The following is a 21,158-nucleotide window of genomic DNA, read 5'->3' on the forward strand; positions in this document are numbered from 1 at the left end:
GCTTCCGCGAAGAAGCCGGCCCGCCAGGCCCAAATTCAAAATGTCTTGCTACCGGGAGACCCTGTCTCCACCCGGTGACTGGCGTTCCGCCACCGGCTCACCTTGAAAGCAGCGGGGCGCTCCTCGAGCCCGCCCGGGATCAGCCCGGGGACAGACCTCTCAGGCGTTCGGACCTGCGGCGCAGCAGCTCCAGTACGGTCAACAGGCAGATGGAAATGGCCACCATCAGGGATGCCACCGCCAGGATGGTCGGCGAGATCTGTTCGCGAAGGCCGGTGAACATCTGCCAGGGCAATGTCTTCTGCCCGGCGGATCCTAGGAACAGCACCACCACCACTTCATCGAAGGAGGTGATGAAGGCAAACAGCGCTCCGGAGACGACACCTGGAATGATCAGGGGCATCTGCACCTTGAAGAAGGTGGTAACCGGGTTGGCGCCCAGGCTGGCCGACGCCCGCACGAGACTGCGGTCGAAACCGACCAGTGTCGCCGTCACCGTGATGATGACGAAGGGCGTTCCAAGCGCGGCATGGGCCAGAACAACCCCCCAATAGGTGCCCTGCAGGCCGATGCGCGAATAGAAGAAATACATGCCTGCCGCCGAGATGATCAGCGGCACGATCATCGGCGAAATCAGCACTGCCATGATCGCGGACTTGTAGGGCACATGGGACTGGGACAGGCCGATGGCCGCCAGGGTGCCGAAGCCCGTCGCCAAGATGGTGGCGACAGGTGCGATCAGCACCGAATTGGTCAGCGCCTGCTGCCAGTCCGGATTGGTGAAGAAGTCCTGGTAGTGCTTGAAGGAATAGCCTGCCGGGTCGAGCGCCAGCATCGCCTTGGTGAAGGTGAAGAAGTTCTCCGCGTTGAAGCTGAGCGGCAGGATTACCAGGATCGGGAAGATCAGGAAGAAGAAGATCAGCCCGCAGATCACCCGGAACGTATAGTACCAGGTCCGCTGGAGAGGAGACGCGTAGGGAGGAAGTGCACTCATGCCGCCACCTATCCGAGTTTCACGTTATCGATGCCGACGATCTTGTCGTAGACAACAAAGAGCACCAGAACCGCGACGAGCAACAACGTGCCGAGCGCTGCGCCCAGACCCCAGTTGAGCGACGACGAGATGTGGTAGGCAATCCGGTTGGAAATGAAGATGCCCGACGTTCCGCCCACCAGTTCCGGTGTGATGTAGTAACCGATCGACAGAATGAAGACGAGCACGGCACCCGCGCCGATGCCCGGCACGGTCTGCGGGAAATACACCCGCCAGAACGCGGTCCAGTCGTTGGCGCCAAGGCTCTTGGCCGCGCGCACATAGGACGGCGAAATGGTTTTCATGACCGAATACAGCGGCAGGATCATGAACGGCAGCAGGATATGCGTCATGGCGATGATGGTGCCGGTCTGGTTGTTGATCATGACCAGGCGTCCGGCGTCGCTGATGATGCCTGTCCAGACAAGGAAGTCGTTGATCACCCCCTGTTGCTGCAACAGCACCTTCCAGGCCGACGTCCGCACCAGAAGCGATGTCCAGAACGGCAGAAGCACAAGGATCATCAGCAGGTTGGAGGAGCGCAGCGGCAACGCCGACAAGAGGAACGCGATCGGATAGCCAAGAAGCAGGCACGACACGGTGATCGCGATAGACAGGAACAGGGTGCGGCCGAACAGGAACATGTAGATCCGTTCGTCTTCCGGCTTCAGTTCGATCCCGTTCGCGGTCTGCTGCGCGTCGAAGGCATTCAGGAAATAGCCGGCCGTATAGCGCGGCGAGAACCGTTTGAGGACCTGCCAGGTCTCGACATTGCCCCAGTCCTTGTCGAGGTCAATGAACTGTTCCTTGTAGGGACCGGCTTCGTCCATGCGCTTGACGCCGCGCCCTGTCTTGCGGAACAGGCTGGAAACGCCGGTTTCCTCGTAGTTGAGGCGTGAGCCGAGGCGGGTATGGGTCTTTTCTTCGACGGCGACGACCAGGTCGTCGTAAAGCGCCGCGAAGACAACCTCATCGGGCACATTGCCGGAGGTTGGATCCCACTCCTGAAGAGCGATGACGGTCTTGGGAAGCGTGTCTTCCACGATCCCGTTTTCGACCGAGCGGAACAGCATGTCCACGATCGGGGCAACGAAGGTGAGCAGGACAAAAATCAGCAGGGGCGCAATCAGCGCCAGGGCGCGCAGCTTCTCGCGGCGCAGCGCCTTGGCAAGGGCTGCCTTCAGCGGCTTGCCGTCTTGCGTCGTCAGAACCTCGCCCGCGTGGGTATCGCTCATGAAACAGTCTTCCGCAAATCCGTTGGGAGATCCGGGTGAGGCATCGCCTCACCCGGACCGGTTTCTCATCTGTCCGCGTTCATCCGAACGCGAACAGCATCAGTTGATTACTGGGCCAGCCACGCCTGGAATTTGGCGTCGATGTCGTCCCGGTAATCCGCCCACCACTCGTAGTTATAGAGGAAGGTGTTCTTGGCGTTGTTCGGGTCGGTCGGCATGTGCGGAGCCATTTCGATGCCGAGGTCGGCGTGCTTGCCAACCAGCGGTGCCGAGGACTTGCGAGCCGGGCCGTAGGAGATGTACTTCGCCTGATCCGCCAGACGCTGGGTGTCGGTGGCGTATTTGACGAAGTCCTTCACCATGGCGAGGCGGTCTTCCGGCAGACCGGCCGGAATGATCCAGCCGTCAAGGTCGAACACCTGAGCGTCCCACAGCATCTTGACCGGCTGCTTCTGCTCTTCGATCAGGGAGAACAGGCGGCCGTTGTATGTGGAGCCGATCACGACTTCCTTGTCGGCCAGAAGCTGCGGGGTTTCCGCACCAGCAGACCACCACACGACGTTGTCCTTGATGGTGTCGAGCTTCTTGAATGCCTGCTCCTGACCTTCTTCGGTCTCAAGAACGTTGTAGACTTCTTCCTTCGGCACGCCGTCGCACAGAAGAGCCCATTCCATGTTGTTGATCGGGCGCTTTTCCAGCGAGCGCTTGCCCGGGAATGTTTCCAGATCGAACACGTCACAGATGTCGTCCGGCTCCTTGCCGTTCCATTCCGCGATGTCGGAACGATAGCCGAAGGTGGTGGAGTAGACGATCTGCGGAATGAAGCACTCGGAGACCAGCAGGTCGCCGAAGTCTTCGGAAGCCTTGGTACCGTCCGGTGCATCGGCAAGGTCGGTGTCCGGATCGATTTCCAGTGCCAGGCCTTCGTCGCACAGACGGATCGCGTCGGAAGCAACCACGTCGACCAGATCCCACGTGATGTTGCCGGCTTCGTTCATGGCGCGCAGCTTGGCGACAGCCTCGTTCGAAGACTCGTCCCAGATCACGTTGATGTCGGAGTTTTCCGCGACATACGGATCGGCGTAGGCGTTTTTCTGGGAGGCCTGATAGGCGCCGCCCCAGGAAACGATGGTCATGTCCTTCGCCATGGCCGCGCTGCCGGCAAATGCCAGAGCGGTGCCTGCGAGAATTACAGTTTTGAGCTTCATGTGAGTTAGCTCCCTCTTTTAGGATTTAACGGATTTTTCCGTTGTGGTCGCTGGCGGCCGGTTGCCGGCCGCCGGGCGATTTCAGACAACCGCATCGAGCGCTTTACAGTCGTTCAGCGCCCAGCCGACGCGGACTGTCTCGCCGACGGCGAGTTTGCGCTTTTCTCCGCGGTTGCGAACCTTGACGATGAACTCGTCGTTGCCGCCCACGTTCATGCGAACGCGGATATGGTCACCGAGGTAGATGAGTTCCTCGATCCGGCCGTTGACCAGATTGTCCATCGTGTCGTGGGTGTCGAACTCCACCCGTTCCGGCCGCAGGGACAGGGTCGTCCTGTCGCCGACGGCGGACACGTTGACCTTGTCAGCCTTAAGCTTAGTGCCGTCATCGAGTTCAACAAGGCACTCAGAGCCGTTGATCTCGACGACCTTGCCGTTCAACTTGTTGTTTTCACCGATGAACTGGGCGACGAAGGAATTCTTCGGATCTTCATAGAGATCGTCCGGCGTCGACAATTGCTGGATGACACCATCGTTGAACACAGCCACGCGGTCCGACATGGTCAGCGCTTCGGTCTGGTCGTGGGTCACGTAGACGACGGTGACGCCCAGGTTCTCGTGAATGTGCTTGATCTCGTACTGCATCTGCTCGCGCAGCTGCTTGTCGAGCGCACCGAGCGGCTCGTCCATCAGTACCAGCTCCGGATCGAACACCAGGGCACGGGCGACTGCGACGCGCTGCTGCTGTCCACCGGAGAGCTGTGCCGGACGGCGATTGCCGAACGAACCGAGCTCGACCATCTCGAGAGCCCGCTTGACCTTTTCCTGCTGGTCAGCCTTGCCGACACCGCGCACCTGAAGCGGAAAGGCGAGGTTCTCGGCCACCGTCATGTGCGGAAACAGGGCGTAGTTCTGGAACACCATGCCGATGCCGCGCTTGTGCGGGGGCACGTTGTTGATCGGACGGTCGTTCAGGTAGATTTCGCCATGCGTTGCCGGTTCGAAACCGGCCAGCATCATCAGGCAGGTGGTTTTGCCGGAACCGGACGGGCCGAGCATTGTCAGGAATTCGCCCGGCGGAATATCGAGATTGAGGTTCTTTACGACCAGGGTTTCCCCGTCATAGCTCTTTTGAACGCTGTCATACTTAACAGCAGCGCCCCGTGTGTTCGCCATTGTGTCCCCAAGTCAGCTTCTATCATTATTATTAGACGCACGACCAATAACCTCCAGGTAACCTCTGTTCCTGAAGAGCTATCGATGTGTGCGAACGCGCATAGAAAAACAAAATTACTGCCTTTTGGAAAGGGGTTATGAAAAAAATTTGGATATTTTTTAGTCAGGCGCCGACTTAATATTTTGCAGCGCGGTATGAAGCCGTATTTTTTACTCAAGAAGAAGCGCCCGAAGAAAGAAATATCTTTCTCCGGGTTCGGCAATCTTTACTACACAACGATGTTCTTTGTTGTGCCTCTAGAAGAGTTTCGCGCAAGCCAACTTGCACCAATAGCCGTAGAACGTCACGGAATGCTCTGGCTGCGTCATGCGGAAAATAGCGCGACAAGGGAGACGCGGGCACCGTGCGGGCAACAAAAAACCCCGCCCGGCAACTGCCGGACGGGGCCTGACGCTAAGCATCAACCTTGCAGCGTATACGACTTATTTGTAGTCGTACTGGCCGTCTTTCCACTCGTACCAGACGTAGCCCGGCAGGGTGACGTCGCCCTTGTCGTCAAAGGAGAGGTCGCCGAGAACGGTCTTGAAGTCGCCGTCGTTCAGGGCGCCGACAACGTCGTCATACTCGGTGGAGCCGGCAGCTGCGGCAGCTGCTGCCCAAGCCTGGATGGCGGCGTAGGTGTAGAGCGCGTAGCCTTCAGCGGTCTTGCCGGCGTCTTCAAGTGCCTTCACGACCGGAGCAGCTTCCGGGTTCTTGCGCGGGTCCGGAGAGAAGGTCATCAGAGTGCCTTCGCCAGCCGGGCCGGTGATCGACCAATATTCGTCGGTCACGAGTGCATCGCCGGAAACGAGAACGGTGCTCATGCCCTGGTCGACCATCTGACGCTTCATCAGGCCGGCTTCGGTGTGGTAACCGCCGACGTAGAGAACGTCGATGTTTTCCGACTTCAGCTTGGAAACCAGCGCGGTGTAGTCCTTTTCACCGGCAGTGTAGGCTTCGTAGAGAGTTTCGTTCTTGCCGGCAGCGTTCATGACTTCCTTGGTGGCATCGGCGAGGCCTTTGCCATAGGCAGTCTTGTCGTGAACAATGGCGATGTTCTTGTCGCCGAATTCCTCTGCCAGATAGGTACCGGCAACCTGACCCTGCTGGTCGTCTCGACCGCAAACGCGGAAGGTGCCCGGGCCCGGACGTTCGTCGGTGAACTTCGGGTTGGTGGAAGCCGGAGAAATCTGGACGATACCTTCTTCCGCGTAAACGGCGGATGCCGGGATGGAAGAGCCCGAGCAGAAGTGACCGGCCATGAAGACCACGCCCTTACCGACCATCTGGTTGGCAACGGCAACAGCCTGTTTCGGGTCGCAGGCATCGTCGCCCACTTCCAGCACCAGCTGTTCACCATTGACGCCGCCAGCTGCGTTGATGTCCGCCACGGCCTGCTCGGCACCGGCTTTCATCTGCGCGCCGAAGGAGGCGTACTGGCCGGTCATCGGGCCTGCAGTTGCGATCACGATGTCTGCAAAAGCGGCGGTGGACATGGCCACACCGGCAACTGCAGCAACGCTAGCCAAAAGATACTTTTTCATCATCAACTCCCCTGGTTCCAGTTATCTGGACCACTTGGAATGGAAGCCCGTGCTTCCGTTTTGGCCGGGCCAGGGACGATTCTTGTTGTTTTTCGTCCATTCCCAGCCGGTTCCCCATCGGTGCGGAAAACGCACCTCCGGAATTCTCAATCCTTGGCGTATTTGTCCGTCTGGCCGGTCTTCAACCGCCAACTGAAGGGACTCGTCTTTTCGTAAAGCCAGACATACTGCGTCGTCATCTGGTTGGTGCGTGTATACCGCCATCCCGCCAGGCCGATTGCAAGCAGAATGAGATAGTCTACAACCAGATAGTGCACCGACAGTAGCGTTCCGTCGAACAGGGCGAAGGTCAGGAACCTGATCGCCAGGCTCAACAGGAACACGAACCAGAACAGCACATAAAGCGGCCGCCAGGTGTTGGCACAGGCACGTCCCGTCATCCAGGCCGCGCCGCCGCCAAGGCAGCACAGCAGGACGAGAAACACGCCGAAACTGGTCTGATAAAGAATACCCATAGCGCGCTCCTAGTGTCTTCCGCCTTCGAGATAGGCCGCCTGCACGTCCTCGCGGGCGAGCAGTTCCTTGCCGGAACCCGACATGGTGATCTTGCCGTTCACCATCACGTAGGCCCGGTGTGCCAGTTTCAGCGCATGATAGGCGTTCTGCTCCACCAGGAAGACGGTGAGACCGTCGCTCTGGTTGAGATCCCGGATTGCATCGAAGATCTGTTTCACGATCAGCGGTGCAAGGCCGAGAGACGGTTCGTCCAGAAGCAGAAGACGCGGGTTGGACATCAGGGCCCGAGCGATCGCCAGCATCTGCTGCTCACCACCCGAAAGCGTGCCGCCGCGCTGGTTCCGGCGCTCCTTGAGGCGCGGAAACAGGTCGAAGGCGCGCTGAAGTCCGGCTTCCAGATCGTGGTTGCCGGCCATTTCCGCACCCATGATCAGATTTTCCATCACGCTCATGCGCGGGAAGATCCGCCGCCCTTCCGGAGACTGCGCAATCGACTTGCGCATGATCTGGTGGGTGGGCATGCGGGTGATGTCTTCGCCGTCGTAGATAACCTGGCCGGAACTGGCCTGCGGCGTGCCGCAGATGGTCATCATCAGCGTCGACTTGCCGGCGCCGTTGGCCCCGATCAGGGAGACGATCTCGCCCCGGTCGACGGTCAGATCGACACCGCGCAGCGCGATGATCTTGCCGTAGTGGGTCTCGACGTTCCTGACTTCCAGGAGGTGGTTGGAGGTTGTCATATGCCGACCTCCTCTTCCACGGCGTCGACTTCCTCGTCCGGTACGCCCAGATAGGCGGCGATCACCTTCGGATCGTCCTTCACTGCGGCCGCCGTGCCGTCGGAGATCTTCTCGCCATAGTCCAGAACCACGACGTGATCCGAAATTTCCATCACAACGCTCATGTCGTGTTCAATCAGAAGGATAGAGGTGCCGTGCTCCTTGCGGATGTACTGCAGGAGCGCGTTCAGTTCGCCACTTTCCTTGGGGTTCAGGCCCGCAGCCGGTTCGTCCAGACACAGCAGCTCCGGACCGGAGCACATGGCCCGGGCAATTTCCAGACGGCGCTGGTCGCCGTAAGGCAAGTCAGCGGCCGGGGCGTCCGCCCGGTCGATGAGCGCTGTCTTTTCCAGCCAGTAACGCGCCTTTTCGACTGCCTGACGCTCTGCCTTGCGGAAGGTTGCCAGACCGAAGATACCCGCAAGCGAATAGCCCGAAGCCAGCATCAGCGGATTGTGCTGCGCGACCATCAGGTTCTCCAGAAGGGTCATGCCGCCGAACAGGCGGATGTTCTGGAAGGTACGGGCGACCTTGGCTTTCGCAGAGATCTGGAAATCCGCCATGCGCTCGAGCAGGTAATGCTCGCCGTTGGTGCGGTTCATCACGACCCGCCCTTCGGTCGGCTTGTAGAAGCCGGTAACGCAGTTGAAGACGGTGGTCTTGCCGGCGCCGTTCGGGCCGATGAGGGCGGTAATGTCACCGCGCCCGACATTGAACGACAGATCGTCGATGGCGACCAGGCCGCCAAAGCGCATGGTCAGATGCTCGATCGTCAGGACAGGGTTTGTATCCCAGGAGCTCATCCGTGGCCCTCCTGAACGAGGTCGGCACTGATGCCCTTGGCCTTCTTGCCGCTGAGGGTTATCGACGGCATGCGGGTGGAGATGAGGCCGCGCGGTTTCCAGACCATGATGACGACCATCAGAAGCCCGAACACCAGCATGCGGTATTCTTCCAGTCCGCGGAAGAACTCGAAACCACCGATCATCACGACTGCGGCGATGACGACACCGATCTGGCTGCCGAGACCGCCGAGAACGACGATCGCCAGGATGACCGCGGATTCGATGAAGGTGAAGCTTTCCGGCGAGATGAAGCCTTGCCGGGTGGCGAAGAACGAACCCGCGAAACCGCCGAACATCGCACCGAGCGCAAAAGCGGTCAGCTTGGTGTTGGTGGTGTTGATGCCGAGCGAGCGGCAGGCGATTTCATCCTCGCGCAGGGCTTCCCAAGCCCGCCCGACCGGCAGCTTGCGCAGACGCATGGTCACGAAGTTGGTGACCAGAGCCATGATCAGGATCAGGTAGTAGAGGAAGATGATGCGGTGAATGGAATTGTATTCCAGACCGAAGGTGTCGGCGAAGCCGCCCGGGCCGCGCTCGAATTCGATACCGAAAAAGCTCGGCCGCGGAATGCCGGAGATACCGTCCGGGCCACCGGTGAAGTCATACCAGTTGAGCAGGACCACCCGGATGATTTCCCCGAAGGCCAGCGTCACGATGGCAAGATAGTCCCCCCTGAGACGCAGCACCGGGAAGCCCAGGATGATACCCCAGAAAGCGGCCAGGATGCCGGCGAGCGGCAGACAGATCCAGAAGGAGAAGCCTAAATACTGGGCCAGCAGCGCGTAGGAATAAGCACCGACCGCGTAGAAGGCGACGTATCCCAGATCAAGCAGGCCGGCGAGGCCGACCACGATGTTCAGGCCCCAGCCGAGCATCACGTAGGTGGTCACCAGAATGGCAAGGTCGAGATACTGGCGCGACCCGCGCGATCCATAGGCCGACATCAGCAGAAACGGCAGGACCACAGCCAGGATCAGAAACACCGGCATCGCGAACTTGCCGAGTTTGGCCAGGGGCTTGGCGCTCGGCAGGAAACCTTTCGCCGTTTCGGTGACCGGCTTGTCGGCCTTCCAGACGAACAGGTTGAGGAGCAGCCGCCCACCGAAGACGATGGCGACTGCAATGGCAACGGCTGCCCAGCGGTATTCAATGCCGAGCTGACCGCCAAGGCCGCTTGCGACCTCGGCTTTCATGCCGATCAGGACACCGAACAGGGCAAGCGCGATCGCACCCCCGGCCGCCGCATCCTTGAGCGACACCATGAAGAGGTTCTCAGATTTTGCTGACATGGATCAGACCTTCTCCACTTCCGGCTTGCCGAGCAGGCCTTCGGGCATGAAGATCAGCACGATCGCCAGGATCGAGAAGGCGGCAACGTCCTTGTACTCGACCGAGAAATAGCCGGACCAGAAGGTCTCGATGAGGCCGATCAACAACCCGCCGAGCATGGCACCCGGCAGCGAGCCGATACCGCCAAGAACCGCAGCGGTAAAGGCTTTCACACCGGCCAGGAAGCCGATGTAGAAGTCGATCACGCCGTAGTAGAGCAGGAACATCAGACCTGCGACGGACGCAAGGCCTGCACCCATGACGAAGGTCAGCGAAATCGTCCGATCGACGTTGACACCGACGAGCGACGCCATCTTGCGATCCTGCTCGCAGGCGCGCTGCGCACGGCCCAGAGAGGTCTTGTTGATCAGGAAGGTGAAGCCGACCATCAGAACGACGGTCACCACGATGATCAGGATCTGCGTGTAGGACAGCTGCACGATGAAGCCGGTTCCGTCCGGTCCGCCGTCGCTCAGCGTGAAGCCGCCGGAGATCAAGGGCTGCAGAGGCTTGTTGCGCGCGCCCTGCGAGATCTGAACGAAGTTCTGAAGCGTGATGGAAGCGCCGATCGCCGTGATCAGCGGTGCCAGGCGGAAGGAGCCGCGCAGAGGGCGGTAGGCGATCCGCTCGACCGTCCATCCCCAGGCCGCCGTCAGGGCCATCGAAATGACCAGGACACCGATCAGCGCCAGAATGAGGAGCGCCACTGGCAGGCCTGCCGTGATGCCGAAAGCGACGATGAAGATCAGCGCGATGAAGGCGCCGACCATGAAGATGTCACCATGGGCGAAGTTGATCATCCCGATGATGCCGTACACCATCGTGTAGCCAATGGCGATCAGGCCGTAGATCGACCCTAGCGTCACGCCGTTGATCAGCTGCTGTAGAAAGTAATCCATATTCTTTTTGTTACCCCCGGAAGCCATTGCTGCTTCTTTGAACGAGGCATTTTTGCCTTCATTAAAGCTTCATTAGCAAGTCACGCGAGGTGAGACAATTCCTCTCGTATCCGGCAAAAGATAAAAATAAAAGATTTCCTCTTTTCGAACTTTGAGGAAATTTATTCCACTTTTTAAAAAATCAGGTCAGAAAAATCCGGCCCGGGCGGTACGGTTTCCTTTATCCGTCAAACCGACCAGACGAAGTCTTTCCGGACAGTCTTGTCTCTCCGGAAGTTCCTCCGATAATGTCCCTAGAATCAATCATGGGCAACACCTTGCACGACACCGGCACACAGCAGCTTCAGTTCCTGACCACGAAGGAAGTGGCCGACCTTTTGCGGGTCAAGGAACGCAAGGTTTACGACCTTGCCGCCGCCAACGAGATCCCGCATCGGCGAATCACGGGCAAACTCCTGTTTCCCGCAGCCGAACTGCGGTCCTGGATCGAAGGTCCGACTGCCGCCGCGACACCGGAACGCCCGGGCGTTCTGGCCGGATCACACGACCCCCTGCTGGACTGGGCGGTTCATGCTTCCGGTTGCGGACTGGCCATGCTGTGCAACGGCAGCGCGGACGGTCTGAACCGCTTTGCCGCCGGAGACGCCGCCCTTGCCGGCCTGCATCTGCCGGAAGAAAACGGCTGGAATGTCGCGTCAATCAGCGAGCTGGGCCTGAAGGACGCGGTCTTGATCAGCTGGGCATCCCGCAAACGCGGCCTTCTGGTTTCCCGGGAGGCTGCGCCGACTGTTCGATCCGTTGCCGATCTGAAAGGCAGGCGCGTTGCCATGCGCCAGCCGGGCACCGGCACTGCCCTCCTGTTTTCCAGATTGCTTGCCGATGCCGGCCTGAGCGAAGCAGATCTGACCACCGGCCCTGCCACCGCCCACACGGAAAACGATGCGGCGTCGGCCGTTGCCGCCGGTGAAGCCGATGCCGCGCTCGGCATCGAAACCGCGGCAAGACCTTTCAAGCTGGCCTTCGTGCCGCTGGCCGAGGAATGCTTCGACCTGCTTATCGACCGGCGCTCCTTTTTCACCCCGCCTGTTCAGATGCTGTTCGAATTTGCACGAACGTCAGAGTTCCGGGACAAGGCCGCGGCGCTCGGCGGTTATGACCTGGCCGGCCACGGCTCCGTCCGCTGGTTGTCCGCTTGACCCGCGCCGCCTTCAGTGTTCCGGCATATATTCAGGAAAGACAACGATGAGCGATATCCGCCCGCATGAAATTTCGGTTCCGATCCAGGAACCGGACGATGCAAGGCTCTTCTTCATCGGCAGGATCCACACTCCTTGGAAAGACCGCAAGGATTGCCCGCGTCAGGGCAAGGTGGACGGACCAGAGTGCCGGATCGAGATTTTCGAGCCCTGGGTCCCGGCACTGAAGGGCATCGAAGAATACGACAAGATTGAACTGCTTTACTGGCTCGACAAGGCCCGGCGGGACCTCATCGTCCAGAACCCGGCACATAGCGACAACATTTTCGGTACCTTTGCCCTGCGCTCGCCCGTCCGGCCGAACCCGATCGGCACCGTTCTGGCAAAACTCGTTTCCGTCGATGGTCCGAACCTGATCGTGCGCGGGCTTGACTGCCTCGACGGCACCCCGCTTATCGACCTGAAACCTGACCGCTGTGCTTTCACACCGAAAGCACCGCCGAAGGACTGAACACTTCGCTTGCCCTCTTCGGTCACCTTGACAAGCTCTGCCCGGACCTGACAATCCGGCCCAAAATTCGCGCCCCGACTGGCGCCCTGGGAGGAATTCATGCCTACGGAAACCCCTGCCGGCGAAACCGGTATCAACGACGTCGTCTCGATCGAGATCAACGGCTCTGTCGGCCTCATCGCTCTCGACAATCCGCCGGTGAATGCTGCCTCCCACGCGATCCGCTCCGGCTTGTGGCAGGCAGTGGAAACCCTGCAGCAGACCGACGGCGTTGAGGTGATCGCGCTTTATGCGAAGGGACGGACCTTCATTGCCGGTGCCGACATTCGCGAATTCGGCAAGCCGCCGCTCGACCCGTGGTTGCCCGAACTGTGCAACTTCATCGAAAGCGCCTCCACGCCGATCGTCTGCGTCCTGCACGGCACCACGCTTGGCGGCGGCCTGGAAGTTGCCATGTCGTGCCACGCGCGCGTCGCCTTGACGGGATCCAAGGTGGGCTTGCCCGAAGTGACGCTCGGCATTCTGCCGGGCGCCGGCGGCACCCAGCGTGCCCCCCGGCTTGCGGGCATCGCGACGGCTCTCGACATGATTACCAGTGGCAAGCCGATGAGCGCCGACGAGGCCCTGGCCAACGGCCTGATCGACCGGATCGTTGAAGGCGATCCGCGTGACGTTGCCCTCTCCTCCGCCAAGGATCTTCTGGCCGGTGATCTGCCGAACCGCAAGACGGGTGATCTGACCGCCGAACCGGATCCCGCCGCCATCGAGGCGATGCGGGCAAAGCTCGCCAAGAGCCAGCCGCTGCTGTTTTCGCCGCACAAATGCGTCGATGCCGTCGAAGCCTGCCACCTGCCGATCCGCGACGGCATGAAGGAAGAGCGCCGGCTCTACGAGGAATGCATGGCAAGCCCCCAGCGGGCCGGCCTGATCCACGCCTTCTTTTCCGAACGCGCCGTCACCAAGATCCCCGAAGCCACCGCGACCGCGCGCGAGATCAACTCTGTCGGCGTCATCGGCGGCGGCACCATGGGCTCCGGCATCGCAACTGCCATCTTGCTGGCCGGCCTGCCCGTAACCTTGACCGAACGCGACCAGGACGGACTTGACCGCGGTGTTGCGACGATCACCAGGAACCTTGACGGTGCGGTCAAACGCGGCAAGCTTTCGGAAGCTGGCCGCGACGACATTCTGGCCGCAAAACTCGGCACCTCGACGGATCTTGGCGCGTTATCGGATGCAGATCTCGTCATCGAGGCTGTTTTTGAGGACATGGGCGTCAAGCGCGACATCTTCCAGACGCTGGACAAGGTCTGCAAGGCAGGCACCGTGCTTGCCTCGAACACGTCCTATCTCGACATCAACGAGATCGCCGCGACGACCTCCCGTCCGCAGGATGTCATCGGCCTTCACTTCTTCTCGCCCGCCCACGTAATGCGGCTTCTGGAAGTGGTGGTTGCCGACAAGACCGGCGACGACGTGGTTGCGACTGGCTTCGCACTGGCCAGGAAACTGAAAAAGATCGCCGTGCGCTCGGGCGTCTGCGATGGCTTCATCGGCAACCGCATCATGACCTTCTACAAGAAGGCCGCCGATTACATGATGATGGATGGCGCCTCGCCGGAACAGATCGACACGGCCATGCGCGGCTTCGGCTTTGCCATGGGGCCCTATCAGGTGGCCGACCTTGCCGGGCTCGACATCAGCTGGGCCGCCAACAAGCGCCGCGCCGCCACCCGCCCAGCCGAGGAACGCTATATTCCAATTGCCGACCGACTTTGCGAGAACGGCTGGTTCGGGCGCAAGACCGGTCAGGGTTTCTACATCTACGATGATCAGGGTTCCCGGCCGAACCCGGAAGCACTCGCGATCATCGATGCGGAACGGGAAAAGGCCGGTGTCACACCGCGCAGCTTCACCGAAGACGAAATCGTCAGCCGCTTCATGACCGCGATGATTTCCGAAGCCGTGCGCGTTCTGGAGGAAGGCATCGCGCTTCGCCCCATCGACATCGACGCCGTCTTTCTCAACGGCTACGGCTTCCCGCGTTTCCGCGGCGGCCCGCTGCACACGGCAGATGTCATCGGCGCGGGTGAACTGGTTCGCCGGATCGAAGAGTATGCCAAGGAAGACGCCTACTACTGGAAAGTCCCGGCTCTCCTGCGGCAGATCGCCGAAACTGGTGGAACCTTTGCGGAGATGAACGCGAAGGGGTGACCAAGGGCGGCAAACCGCGCCGCTGCGCGCGGTGTTGATGGGGAAAAGCATACGCCACCACACAAGATGTCACCCCGGACGAGCCTCTTGCGGCTTTCTGGAGGGTGTCTAGCCTTGTCGGGCCGCCTTCAAGCCGCCAGCGGCGTAGTGCGGAACGCTCTCGCCCAGCTTCAGACCGAGCTCCGGATTGGAGGCATTTCCGTCGAGGGCGCGTTTCTTGACGCCCTGAAGGATCGCCCCCATTCGGAAGAAGGCGAAGGCCAGGTAGAAACCGAAACCCGGAATGCCGGTGAGCCCCATGCGGGCGCAGTATGCGTCGATGAAGTCCTGGTCTTCCGGAATGCCCAGCGACTTCCGGTCAACGCCAGCCAGCCCCCGGCCTTCGGTGCCGGGCGGGTGCTGCCACTGCATGATCAAGGCTGCCAGATCCGCAAAAGGATGGCCGATGGTGGACAGTTCCCAATCGAGCACGGCAACACAGGCTGGCCCATCTACCGCGAACAAGAGGTTGTCGATGCGATAGTCGCCATGCACCAGCGTGCGCCGTCCGTCGTCTTCGGGCACATTGGCGTCTAGCCAGGCAATGAGTTCGTCCATCGCGGGAATAGGGCCGGTTTCACTTGCCCGGTATTGCTTGGTCCAGCGGTCGATCTGGCGGCGGTAGTAATTCCCGCCGGGGCCGTAGTCGGCAAGCTCGCGCGCTTCCAGATCAATGCCATGGATGGCCGCCAGGACGCGGTTCAGCTCGTCGTAAATGCCGCGCCGTGTTTGCGGATCCAGATCCGGCAATCGCGGTTCATCGAAATTGCGGCCCCGGACGAGATCCATGACGTAGAACGCAGACCCGATCACGCTGTCGTCCTCGCACAGGACATGCATGCGTGCGACCGGCACATCCGACCCGGCCAGCGCCTTTTGCACACGGAACTCACGCTCGACCGCGTGCGCTGATTTCAGCAGCACGCCGGGTGGTTTGCGGCGAAGGACATAGTCACCAGACGCTGCGCTGAGCCGGAACGTGGGGTTGGACTGCCCCCGGTTGAACTTCTCGGCCTTGAGCGGGCCCTTGAAGCCGGGAAGGGCCCCTTCCAGCCAGCTACTGAGGGCCGTGAGGTCGAGGTCCGTGCCCGGGGTCATGAGCGGGACGCCCATGTGGTGAAACCCATTCCTTGAACCAGTCCATCGGCCGCTTTCCTCCCCACCTCTTCATCCTGAGGAAGCGCGCAGCGCTGTCTCGAAGGATGGGCGGCAAACTCTGGAGCAAGGGGCCCATCCTTCGAGATGCCGCAAGGGCGGCTCCTCAGGATGAGGAGATGGGGCGGTAAGGCGTCGTGGCAGTCGCTCCTGATTGAAAGCTGAAGAAAGTCCATCCTCAAAGCTTCCCGTTGGAATATTTCCGCAGCTCCGTGCGCGCTACCTGGCGACGGTGGACGGCGTCGGGGCCGTCGGCAAAGCGAAGAGTGCGCAGGTGTGTCCACATGGCCGCCAACGGAAAGTCCTGGCTGATGCCGGCGGCGCCATGCACCTGCATGGCCTCGTCGACCACCTTCAGGGCGGTGAGGGGCGCCACCACCTTGATCTGGCTGATCCACGGCTGCGCCGCACGGGTGCCCTGTGTGTCCATCACCCAGGCTGCCTTGAGGCAGAGCAGACGGGCCATTTCAATTTCCATGCGCGCATTGGCGATGATGTCGTAATTGGCGCCAAGATCCATCAGCTTCTTGCCGAAGGCCTCCCGGCCCATGGCTCGCTTGCACAGAAGTTCCAGCGCCTTTTCCGCCTGGCCGATGGCCCGCATGCAGTGGTGAATGCGGCCCGGACCGAGGCGTCCTTGTGCAACCTCGAAACCCCGACCTTCACCCAGCACGAGGTCTTCCTGCGGCACCTGCACATTGGTGAAACGGATATGCATGTGGCCGTGCGGCGCATCGTCGGCGCCGAAGACATGCATCGGCCGCAGCACTTCGATGCCCTCGGCATCCGCCGGGATCAGGAACATGGAATGGCGGCTGTGCTTGTGGGCGTCCGGATCGGTTGCAGCCATGACTATGTAGAGCGCGCAGCGCGGATCGCCCGCACCCGTTGCCCACCACTTGTCGCCATTCAGCACCCAGGCATCGCCATCGCGCACAGCCGTCAGCGCGATGTTGGTGGCATCCGAGGAGGCAACATCGGGTTCCGTCATCAGATAGGCCGAGCGGATATCGCCCCGAAGCAGAGGCTTCAGCCACTTTTCCTTGTGACCCTCGGTGCCGTAGCGCTCCAGCACTTCCATATTGCCCGTGTCGGGGGCATTGCAGTTGAAGACTTCCGCGGCAATGCCGACCTTGCCCATTTCCTCGGCCAGATAGGCATATTCCACGGTCGTCAGGCCGAAGCCTTTTTCGCTGTCCGTCAGCCAGAAATTCCAGAGGCCGCGTTCCTTGGCCGTGGCCTTGAGGCTGTTCAGAATTTCAAGCTGGCGCTCCGTCATCCGGAACCGATCACCGGACGGGTGACGGCCGACTTCCTCGTGATATTCCCGGTCGAGAGGGGCGATTTCGGTTTCCACCATCTGGCGCACCTGCTCGATCAGCGGCCGCACCCGTTCGGTCATTCCAAGATCCATCACTTCCCCCTAACAGATATCGGCGCGCAGCCGCTCAATGGCGGCGCGGTATTCGGTTTCCAGGCGCTCGACCACGGCGGCTGCCGGTCCAACGGACTTGATCGCGCCGATGCCCTGGCCAGCGCCCCAGATTTCCCGCCAGGCCTTCGGCTTGGGACTGTCGTCCGGCATGACGCTGACATCCCACTCGTCCGGCAGATGATCGGGATCAAGACCGACCTTGCGAATGGAGCCTTTCAGGTAGTTGGCCGGATGCCCGGTAAAGAGCGAGGACGTCAGCACGTCCTCGGCCCCGCCTGCGACCATCATGTCCTTGTAGGTCCGGTCCGCGTTGGCTTCCTCCGTCGCAACGAAAGGCGAGCCGACATAGCCAAAATCGGCGCCCAGAACGCGTGCCGCCAGCAGCGCTTCGCCGGTGGAGATGGCCCCGCCCAGAAGCAGCGGACCGTCGAACCATTCCCGGATCTCGCGCACCAGCGCGAAAGGTGACTGCGGGCCACCGTGACCACCTGCCCCTGCCGCCACCGCAATCAGCCCGTCGGCGCCTTTTTCGACGGCCTTTTTTGCGTAAGTGTTGTTGATGACATCATGCAGGGCGATACCGCCGCAGGAATGGGCCGCCTCGTTCACCTCGACCCGCGCGCCCATGGACGTGATCCAGACGGGCACCTTCCACCGCGTGCAGATCTCGACATCCCGCTCCAGTCGCTCATTGGACCGGTGGACGATCTGGTTGACCGCGAAAGGCGCGGCAGGCCGATCCGGATTTTCCTGGTTGTGCCGGTCCAGCGCTTCGGTGATCTCCTTCAGCCAGGCTTCCAGAACAACCGGACCGCCAGGCTCGTCCCTTGCGTTGAGGGCCGGAAAACTGCCGACAATCCCGGCCTTGCACTGGGCGATCACCAGCTTCGGACAGGAGACGATAAAGAGTGGTGCCGCGACAGCCGGAAGCCTCAAACCCTGCAAAGCCTTGGGAAGGGATCTTGCCTTCAACATGATTTGTCCGCCTCTTCTTCCAGGTAGAACCTGTTCAGCCATTCGGCGACCAGCGCAGGCCGCTTGCCGTTCTCGATCTCCACCGTCGACTGCCAGACGATATCAACCTCTTGCGGTTTCGGCCTTGAAAGACGGGCGAGGACAAACCGCCCGCGGACCCGGCTGCCCACCTTTACGGGTGCAAGAAAACGCACCTTGTCGAAACCGTAATTGATGCCCATCGTTGCGCCCTTGATCTTCGGCTGGGCTTCAACACCCATCGCGGAGAGGAGCGACAGCGTCAGAAACCCGTGCGCGATCGTACCTTCGAAAGGTGTTTCCGCCGCCCTTTCAGGATCAACATGGATGAACTGGTGGTCCTGCGTCACCTCGGCAAAAGCGTCTATCCTGGCCTGGTCGATCAGGTACCAGGAGGACACGCCGACCTCCGTTCCGACAAGCGTTTCCAGCTCGCTTGCGGCAAGGGTGCGTGACAGCGTATCAGTGCTCACTCAATAGGCCTCCTGGAAGAGGTCTGGCCCGGTTTCCACATTGATACCGCCGCTGATGGGCAGAATGGCGCCGGTGATATAGGCCCCGCCTCGCCCGCACAGATATTGCATGGCAGCTGCGATATCCTCCGGCCGGCCGACACGGCCGAGTGGCACCTGGGCCCCCACACGCGAGCGGACATCCTCGTCCGCCGTTGCAAAGGCCGTCATGTTGCTGACGAAAGGTCCCGGGGCCAGCGCATTGACTGTGATGCGCCGTTCCGCCAGCTCCTTGGCAAGGATCCGCGTCAGATGATGAACAGCAGCCTTGGAGGCCGCATAGCTGTAGGCCCTGTCGCCATGGGCCGTTTCCCCCATGACCGAGCCGACGTTGACGACCCGTGCAGGATCGTCGTCGCTCGCGCCAGCTTCCAGAAGCGGCAAAAGGCCTTGCGTCAGCTGGAACAACCCGGTGACATTCACCCGCATCACCCGTTCCCAGGCGTGATAGGGAAAGTCGCCAAGCGGCTGGCCCCAGCTTGTGCCGGCATTGTTCATCAGAATTTCCAGGCTGCCGGTGCGCTTGCCGATTTCGCCCACCAGCGCCGCAACACCTTCTTCCGTTGCAACGTCCCCGGCAAAGCCTTCCGCCTTTCCGGAATAGCCGAGCGCGTTCAGCTCTTCGGCAGCCGCCTGGCAGGCTTCCAACTTGCGGCTGGCGATCATCACCCGCGCACCCGCGGCTATCAGCCCCTCGGCGGCCATGCGGCCGACCCCGGTCGCACCGCCGGTGACCAGTGCCGTTTTGCCGCCAAGGCCGAACAAGTGATCAGGCGTCATGCGGTGCCTCCGGGAACTGTTTTCTTAAGGTGAGTTTCGACACCTTGCCCGTTGCCGTCATCGGCAACGCATCGACGAAGACGACGTCATCCGGCACCTGCCACTTGGCGACCCGTTCCGCCAGATGGCAGAGGATCTCCTCCTTCTGCGGCTGCGCCTCGTCCGACGGCTGAACGATGAGCAGCGGACGCTCGTCCCACTTGGCGTCGGGTACCGCGATCACCGCACAATTCGCCACACTGGGATGGGACATGACGATGTTTTCCAGGTCGAGCGAGCTGATCCATTCGCCGCCCGACTTGATGAGGTCCTTGGAACGGTCCGTGATCGTCAGGAAGCCTTCAGGACTGATGGCGGCGATATCGCCGGTGCAGAACCAGCCTTCCTTGTCGAACACGGGTTTCGAGGCTTCCGGATCCTCGTAATAGCCGGAAGTGATCGTGTTGCCGCGCACATAGAGATGGCCCGGGGTCGTTCCGTCATGCGGCAGGCGATTGCCGGCATCATCGACGATCTTCATGTCGACACCGAAGATCCGCCGCCCTTGGCTCTGCTTCCTGTCGATGCGCTGGTCGAACGGCAGATCCGCCATCTCTGGCGGCAGGTTGCACTGGGTGCCGAGCGGGCTCATTTCCGTCATGCCCCAGGCATGGCAGACATTGATGCCCTGTTTTTCGAAGGCCTCGATCAGAGAGCGCGAGGCAGCCGATCCGCCAACGACGATATCGCCGAAGCCTTCGGGAATGCGGCCGCGCTGGCGGATCTCGTTCATGAGACCTATCCAGACAGTCGGCACACCCCAGGCGGAGAAGACCTTTTCGCGGTCCATCAGGTCGAACAGGCTTTTGCCGTCCAGTGCTCCGCCCGGAAAAATCAGGCTGGAGCCGGAAAGAGGCGCGCCATAAGGCAGGCCCCAGGCATTGACGTGAAACAGCGGCACCACCGGCAGGATGCGCGAGCCCTCGTTGAGGACCCGGGGAATGGTGACGCACATGTCGTAGGCATGCAGCACCGTGGAGCGATGCGAATAGAGCGTGCCCTTCGGATTGCCTGTCGTGCCGGAAGTGTAACAAAGCCCGGCGGCCTGGTCCTCGTCGAAATCCGGCCAGTCGATTTCACCCGGCTGTCCGTCAAGGATTTCCTCGTAACAGAGCACACCTTCCAGTGTCGTTTCGGGCATATGCGCACGATCCGTCATGATGACGATCCGCAGATCTGCCGGAAAATGCGGCCGAAGTTTTTCAACGATCGGCACGAAGGTAAGATCAACGAACAGCACCCGGTCCTGGGCGTGATTGACGATATAGATCATCTGTTCCGCTGAAAGCCGCGGATTGATGGTGTGGCAGATGGCGCCGATGCCGGAAATTGCATAATAGAGCTCGAAATGGCGGTAGCCATTCCAGGCAAGTGTCGCCACCCGGTCGCTTTCAGCGATGCCGAGTGCCTTCAGGCCATGTGCCAGCCGGGCGATCCGGCCGGCGGTTTCCTTATAGGTGGTGCGGTGAATATCGCCTTCCGTCCTCACGGACACGATCTCACCGGCCGGATAGGTATCCGCTGCAAAGGTGATGAGGTCCGCGATTTTCAGCGGACGGTGCATCATCATTCCCTTCATGTGTTTCCTCCCAGAACACGGCCGCTTCATACGGTCCCTCAAAGGGTTGAAGGAGAAGCCTAGCGCGCGGCTGACGCGCTGGAAAGGTCAATTTCCTCGGA

At 60.9% G+C, this 21,158-nt stretch carries 19 protein-coding genes; 3 read left to right on the plus strand and 16 right to left on the minus strand.

Annotation, left to right across the window (positions count from 1 at the left end; translation table 11 throughout):
- Positions 1-139: 139 nt before the first annotated feature.
- The 10 genes from HCG46_RS14415 to HCG46_RS14460 all read right to left on the minus strand — a co-directional run bounded on the left by HCG46_RS14415 (position 140) and on the right by HCG46_RS14460 (position 10,604).
- Entirely contained in the window at positions 140-994 is an 855-nt protein-coding gene (locus HCG46_RS14415; protein ID WP_031268731.1) for an ABC transporter permease, read from the minus strand.
- A gap of 8 nt (positions 995-1,002) precedes the next feature.
- Complete coding sequence (locus HCG46_RS14420) at positions 1,003-2,268, minus strand: ABC transporter permease (RefSeq protein WP_022999201.1); 1,266 nt, start codon at positions 2,266-2,268, stop codon at positions 1,003-1,005.
- Positions 2,269-2,375: 107 nt separating this feature from the next.
- Positions 2,376-3,476 (minus strand): extracellular solute-binding protein, encoded by a 1,101-nt coding sequence (locus HCG46_RS14425; RefSeq protein WP_022999202.1) that lies wholly within the window; start codon positions 3,474-3,476, stop codon positions 2,376-2,378.
- 81 nt (positions 3,477-3,557) lie between these two features.
- The gene (locus HCG46_RS14430; RefSeq protein ID WP_022999203.1) at positions 3,558-4,652 is read right to left on the minus strand and encodes an ABC transporter ATP-binding protein; all 1,095 of its coding nucleotides are present in this window, start codon (positions 4,650-4,652) and stop codon (positions 3,558-3,560) included.
- A 483-nt stretch (positions 4,653-5,135) separates the two neighbouring features.
- A complete protein-coding gene (locus HCG46_RS14435) occupies positions 5,136-6,236 on the minus strand; it encodes a branched-chain amino acid ABC transporter substrate-binding protein (RefSeq protein WP_031268732.1) in 1,101 nt (366 codons plus the stop codon).
- Positions 6,237-6,382: 146 nt separating this feature from the next.
- Positions 6,383-6,751, minus strand: coding sequence for a DUF6867 family protein (locus HCG46_RS14440; RefSeq protein ID WP_022999205.1), 369 nt, complete (start codon positions 6,749-6,751; stop codon positions 6,383-6,385).
- Between the two features lie 9 nt (positions 6,752-6,760).
- Positions 6,761-7,492 carry an ABC transporter ATP-binding protein gene (locus HCG46_RS14445; protein WP_022999206.1) on the minus strand — a complete coding sequence of 244 codons (732 nt, stop codon included), beginning with the start codon at positions 7,490-7,492 and terminating at the stop codon, positions 6,761-6,763.
- A complete protein-coding gene (locus tag HCG46_RS14450) occupies positions 7,489-8,334 on the minus strand; it encodes an ABC transporter ATP-binding protein (RefSeq protein ID WP_022999207.1) in 846 nt (281 codons plus the stop codon). Before HCG46_RS14450 ends, HCG46_RS14445 begins: the two co-directional genes overlap by 4 nt.
- On the minus strand, positions 8,331-9,665 hold the full coding sequence (gene livM / locus HCG46_RS14455; RefSeq protein ID WP_168686575.1) for a high-affinity branched-chain amino acid ABC transporter permease LivM: 1,335 nt from the start codon (positions 9,663-9,665) through the stop codon (positions 8,331-8,333). Before livM ends, HCG46_RS14450 begins: the two co-directional genes overlap by 4 nt.
- 3 nt (positions 9,666-9,668) lie before the next feature.
- The gene (locus HCG46_RS14460) at positions 9,669-10,604 is read right to left on the minus strand and encodes a branched-chain amino acid ABC transporter permease (protein ID WP_022999209.1); all 936 of its coding nucleotides are present in this window, start codon (positions 10,602-10,604) and stop codon (positions 9,669-9,671) included.
- Between the two features lie 287 nt (positions 10,605-10,891).
- On the opposite strand from HCG46_RS14460, the gene HCG46_RS14465 reads away from it, so the two are divergent.
- The 3 genes from HCG46_RS14465 (at position 10,892) to HCG46_RS14475 (ending at position 14,525) form a co-directional block, all read left to right on the plus strand.
- A complete protein-coding gene (locus tag HCG46_RS14465) occupies positions 10,892-11,800 on the plus strand; it encodes a helix-turn-helix transcriptional regulator (RefSeq protein ID WP_209009459.1) in 909 nt (302 codons plus the stop codon).
- Between the two features lie 46 nt (positions 11,801-11,846).
- Positions 11,847-12,311: a tRNA (N6-threonylcarbamoyladenosine(37)-N6)-methyltransferase TrmO gene (gene tsaA, locus HCG46_RS14470; RefSeq protein ID WP_152504921.1), complete on the plus strand. Its 465-nt coding sequence runs from the start codon at positions 11,847-11,849 to the stop codon at positions 12,309-12,311.
- Between the two features lie 99 nt (positions 12,312-12,410).
- Positions 12,411-14,525, plus strand: coding sequence for a 3-hydroxyacyl-CoA dehydrogenase NAD-binding domain-containing protein (locus HCG46_RS14475; protein WP_168686576.1), 2,115 nt, complete (start codon positions 12,411-12,413; stop codon positions 14,523-14,525).
- 108 nt (positions 14,526-14,633) lie between these two features.
- On the opposite strand, the gene HCG46_RS14480 is transcribed toward HCG46_RS14475, so the two are convergent.
- The 6 genes from HCG46_RS14480 to HCG46_RS14505 form a co-directional block, all read right to left on the minus strand.
- Positions 14,634-15,677 (minus strand): phosphotransferase family protein, encoded by a 1,044-nt coding sequence (locus tag HCG46_RS14480; protein WP_022999213.1) that lies wholly within the window; start codon positions 15,675-15,677, stop codon positions 14,634-14,636.
- A gap of 220 nt (positions 15,678-15,897) precedes the next feature.
- Positions 15,898-17,133 carry an acyl-CoA dehydrogenase family protein gene (locus HCG46_RS14485; protein ID WP_168686577.1) on the minus strand — a complete coding sequence of 412 codons (1,236 nt, stop codon included), beginning with the start codon at positions 17,131-17,133 and terminating at the stop codon, positions 15,898-15,900.
- 9 nt (positions 17,134-17,142) lie between these two features.
- Positions 17,143-18,129, minus strand: coding sequence for a nitronate monooxygenase family protein (locus HCG46_RS14490; RefSeq protein WP_168686578.1), 987 nt, complete (start codon positions 18,127-18,129; stop codon positions 17,143-17,145).
- Positions 18,123-18,620: a MaoC family dehydratase gene (locus HCG46_RS14495; RefSeq protein ID WP_353621819.1), complete on the minus strand. Its 498-nt coding sequence runs from the start codon at positions 18,618-18,620 to the stop codon at positions 18,123-18,125. The genes HCG46_RS14490 and HCG46_RS14495 overlap by 7 nt, the downstream gene beginning before the upstream one ends.
- Entirely contained in the window at positions 18,621-19,439 is an 819-nt protein-coding gene (locus HCG46_RS14500) for an SDR family NAD(P)-dependent oxidoreductase (protein ID WP_168686579.1), read from the minus strand. It lies immediately after the preceding gene.
- The gene (locus HCG46_RS14505) at positions 19,429-21,057 is read right to left on the minus strand and encodes a long-chain fatty acid--CoA ligase (protein WP_168686580.1); all 1,629 of its coding nucleotides are present in this window, start codon (positions 21,055-21,057) and stop codon (positions 19,429-19,431) included. Before HCG46_RS14505 ends, HCG46_RS14500 begins: the two co-directional genes overlap by 11 nt.
- Between the last annotated feature and the right edge of the window lie 101 nt (positions 21,058-21,158).

Source organism: Labrenzia sp. PO1, assembly GCF_012273635.1.
Taxonomy (GTDB): Bacteria; Pseudomonadota; Alphaproteobacteria; order Rhizobiales; family Stappiaceae; genus Roseibium; species Roseibium algicola.

Coding starts and splice junctions, on each gene's coding strand:
- HCG46_RS14415 (WP_031268731.1), bottom strand. CDS start 994: ATGAGTGCACTTCCTCCCTACGCGTCTCCTCTCCAGCGGACCTGGTAC.
- HCG46_RS14420 (WP_022999201.1), bottom strand. CDS start 2,268: ATGAGCGATACCCACGCGGGCGAGGTTCTGACGACGCAAGACGGCAAG.
- HCG46_RS14425 (WP_022999202.1), bottom strand. CDS start 3,476: ATGAAGCTCAAAACTGTAATTCTCGCAGGCACCGCTCTGGCATTTGCC.
- HCG46_RS14430 (WP_022999203.1), bottom strand. CDS start 4,652: ATGGCGAACACACGGGGCGCTGCTGTTAAGTATGACAGCGTTCAAAAG.
- HCG46_RS14435 (WP_031268732.1), bottom strand. CDS start 6,236: ATGAAAAAGTATCTTTTGGCTAGCGTTGCTGCAGTTGCCGGTGTGGCC.
- HCG46_RS14440 (WP_022999205.1), bottom strand. CDS start 6,751: ATGGGTATTCTTTATCAGACCAGTTTCGGCGTGTTTCTCGTCCTGCTG.
- HCG46_RS14445 (WP_022999206.1), bottom strand. CDS start 7,492: ATGACAACCTCCAACCACCTCCTGGAAGTCAGGAACGTCGAGACCCAC.
- HCG46_RS14450 (WP_022999207.1), bottom strand. CDS start 8,334: ATGAGCTCCTGGGATACAAACCCTGTCCTGACGATCGAGCATCTGACC.
- livM (WP_168686575.1), bottom strand. CDS start 9,665: ATGTCAGCAAAATCTGAGAACCTCTTCATGGTGTCGCTCAAGGATGCG.
- HCG46_RS14460 (WP_022999209.1), bottom strand. CDS start 10,604: ATGGATTACTTTCTACAGCAGCTGATCAACGGCGTGACGCTAGGGTCG.
- HCG46_RS14465 (WP_209009459.1), top strand. CDS start 10,892: ATGTCCCTAGAATCAATCATGGGCAACACCTTGCACGACACCGGCACA.
- tsaA (WP_152504921.1), top strand. CDS start 11,847: ATGAGCGATATCCGCCCGCATGAAATTTCGGTTCCGATCCAGGAACCG.
- HCG46_RS14475 (WP_168686576.1), top strand. CDS start 12,411: ATGCCTACGGAAACCCCTGCCGGCGAAACCGGTATCAACGACGTCGTC.
- HCG46_RS14480 (WP_022999213.1), bottom strand. CDS start 15,677: ATGGGCGTCCCGCTCATGACCCCGGGCACGGACCTCGACCTCACGGCC.
- HCG46_RS14485 (WP_168686577.1), bottom strand. CDS start 17,133: ATGGATCTTGGAATGACCGAACGGGTGCGGCCGCTGATCGAGCAGGTG.
- HCG46_RS14490 (WP_168686578.1), bottom strand. CDS start 18,129: ATGTTGAAGGCAAGATCCCTTCCCAAGGCTTTGCAGGGTTTGAGGCTT.
- HCG46_RS14500 (WP_168686579.1), bottom strand. CDS start 19,439: ATGACGCCTGATCACTTGTTCGGCCTTGGCGGCAAAACGGCACTGGTC.
- HCG46_RS14505 (WP_168686580.1), bottom strand. CDS start 21,057: ATGAAGGGAATGATGATGCACCGTCCGCTGAAAATCGCGGACCTCATC.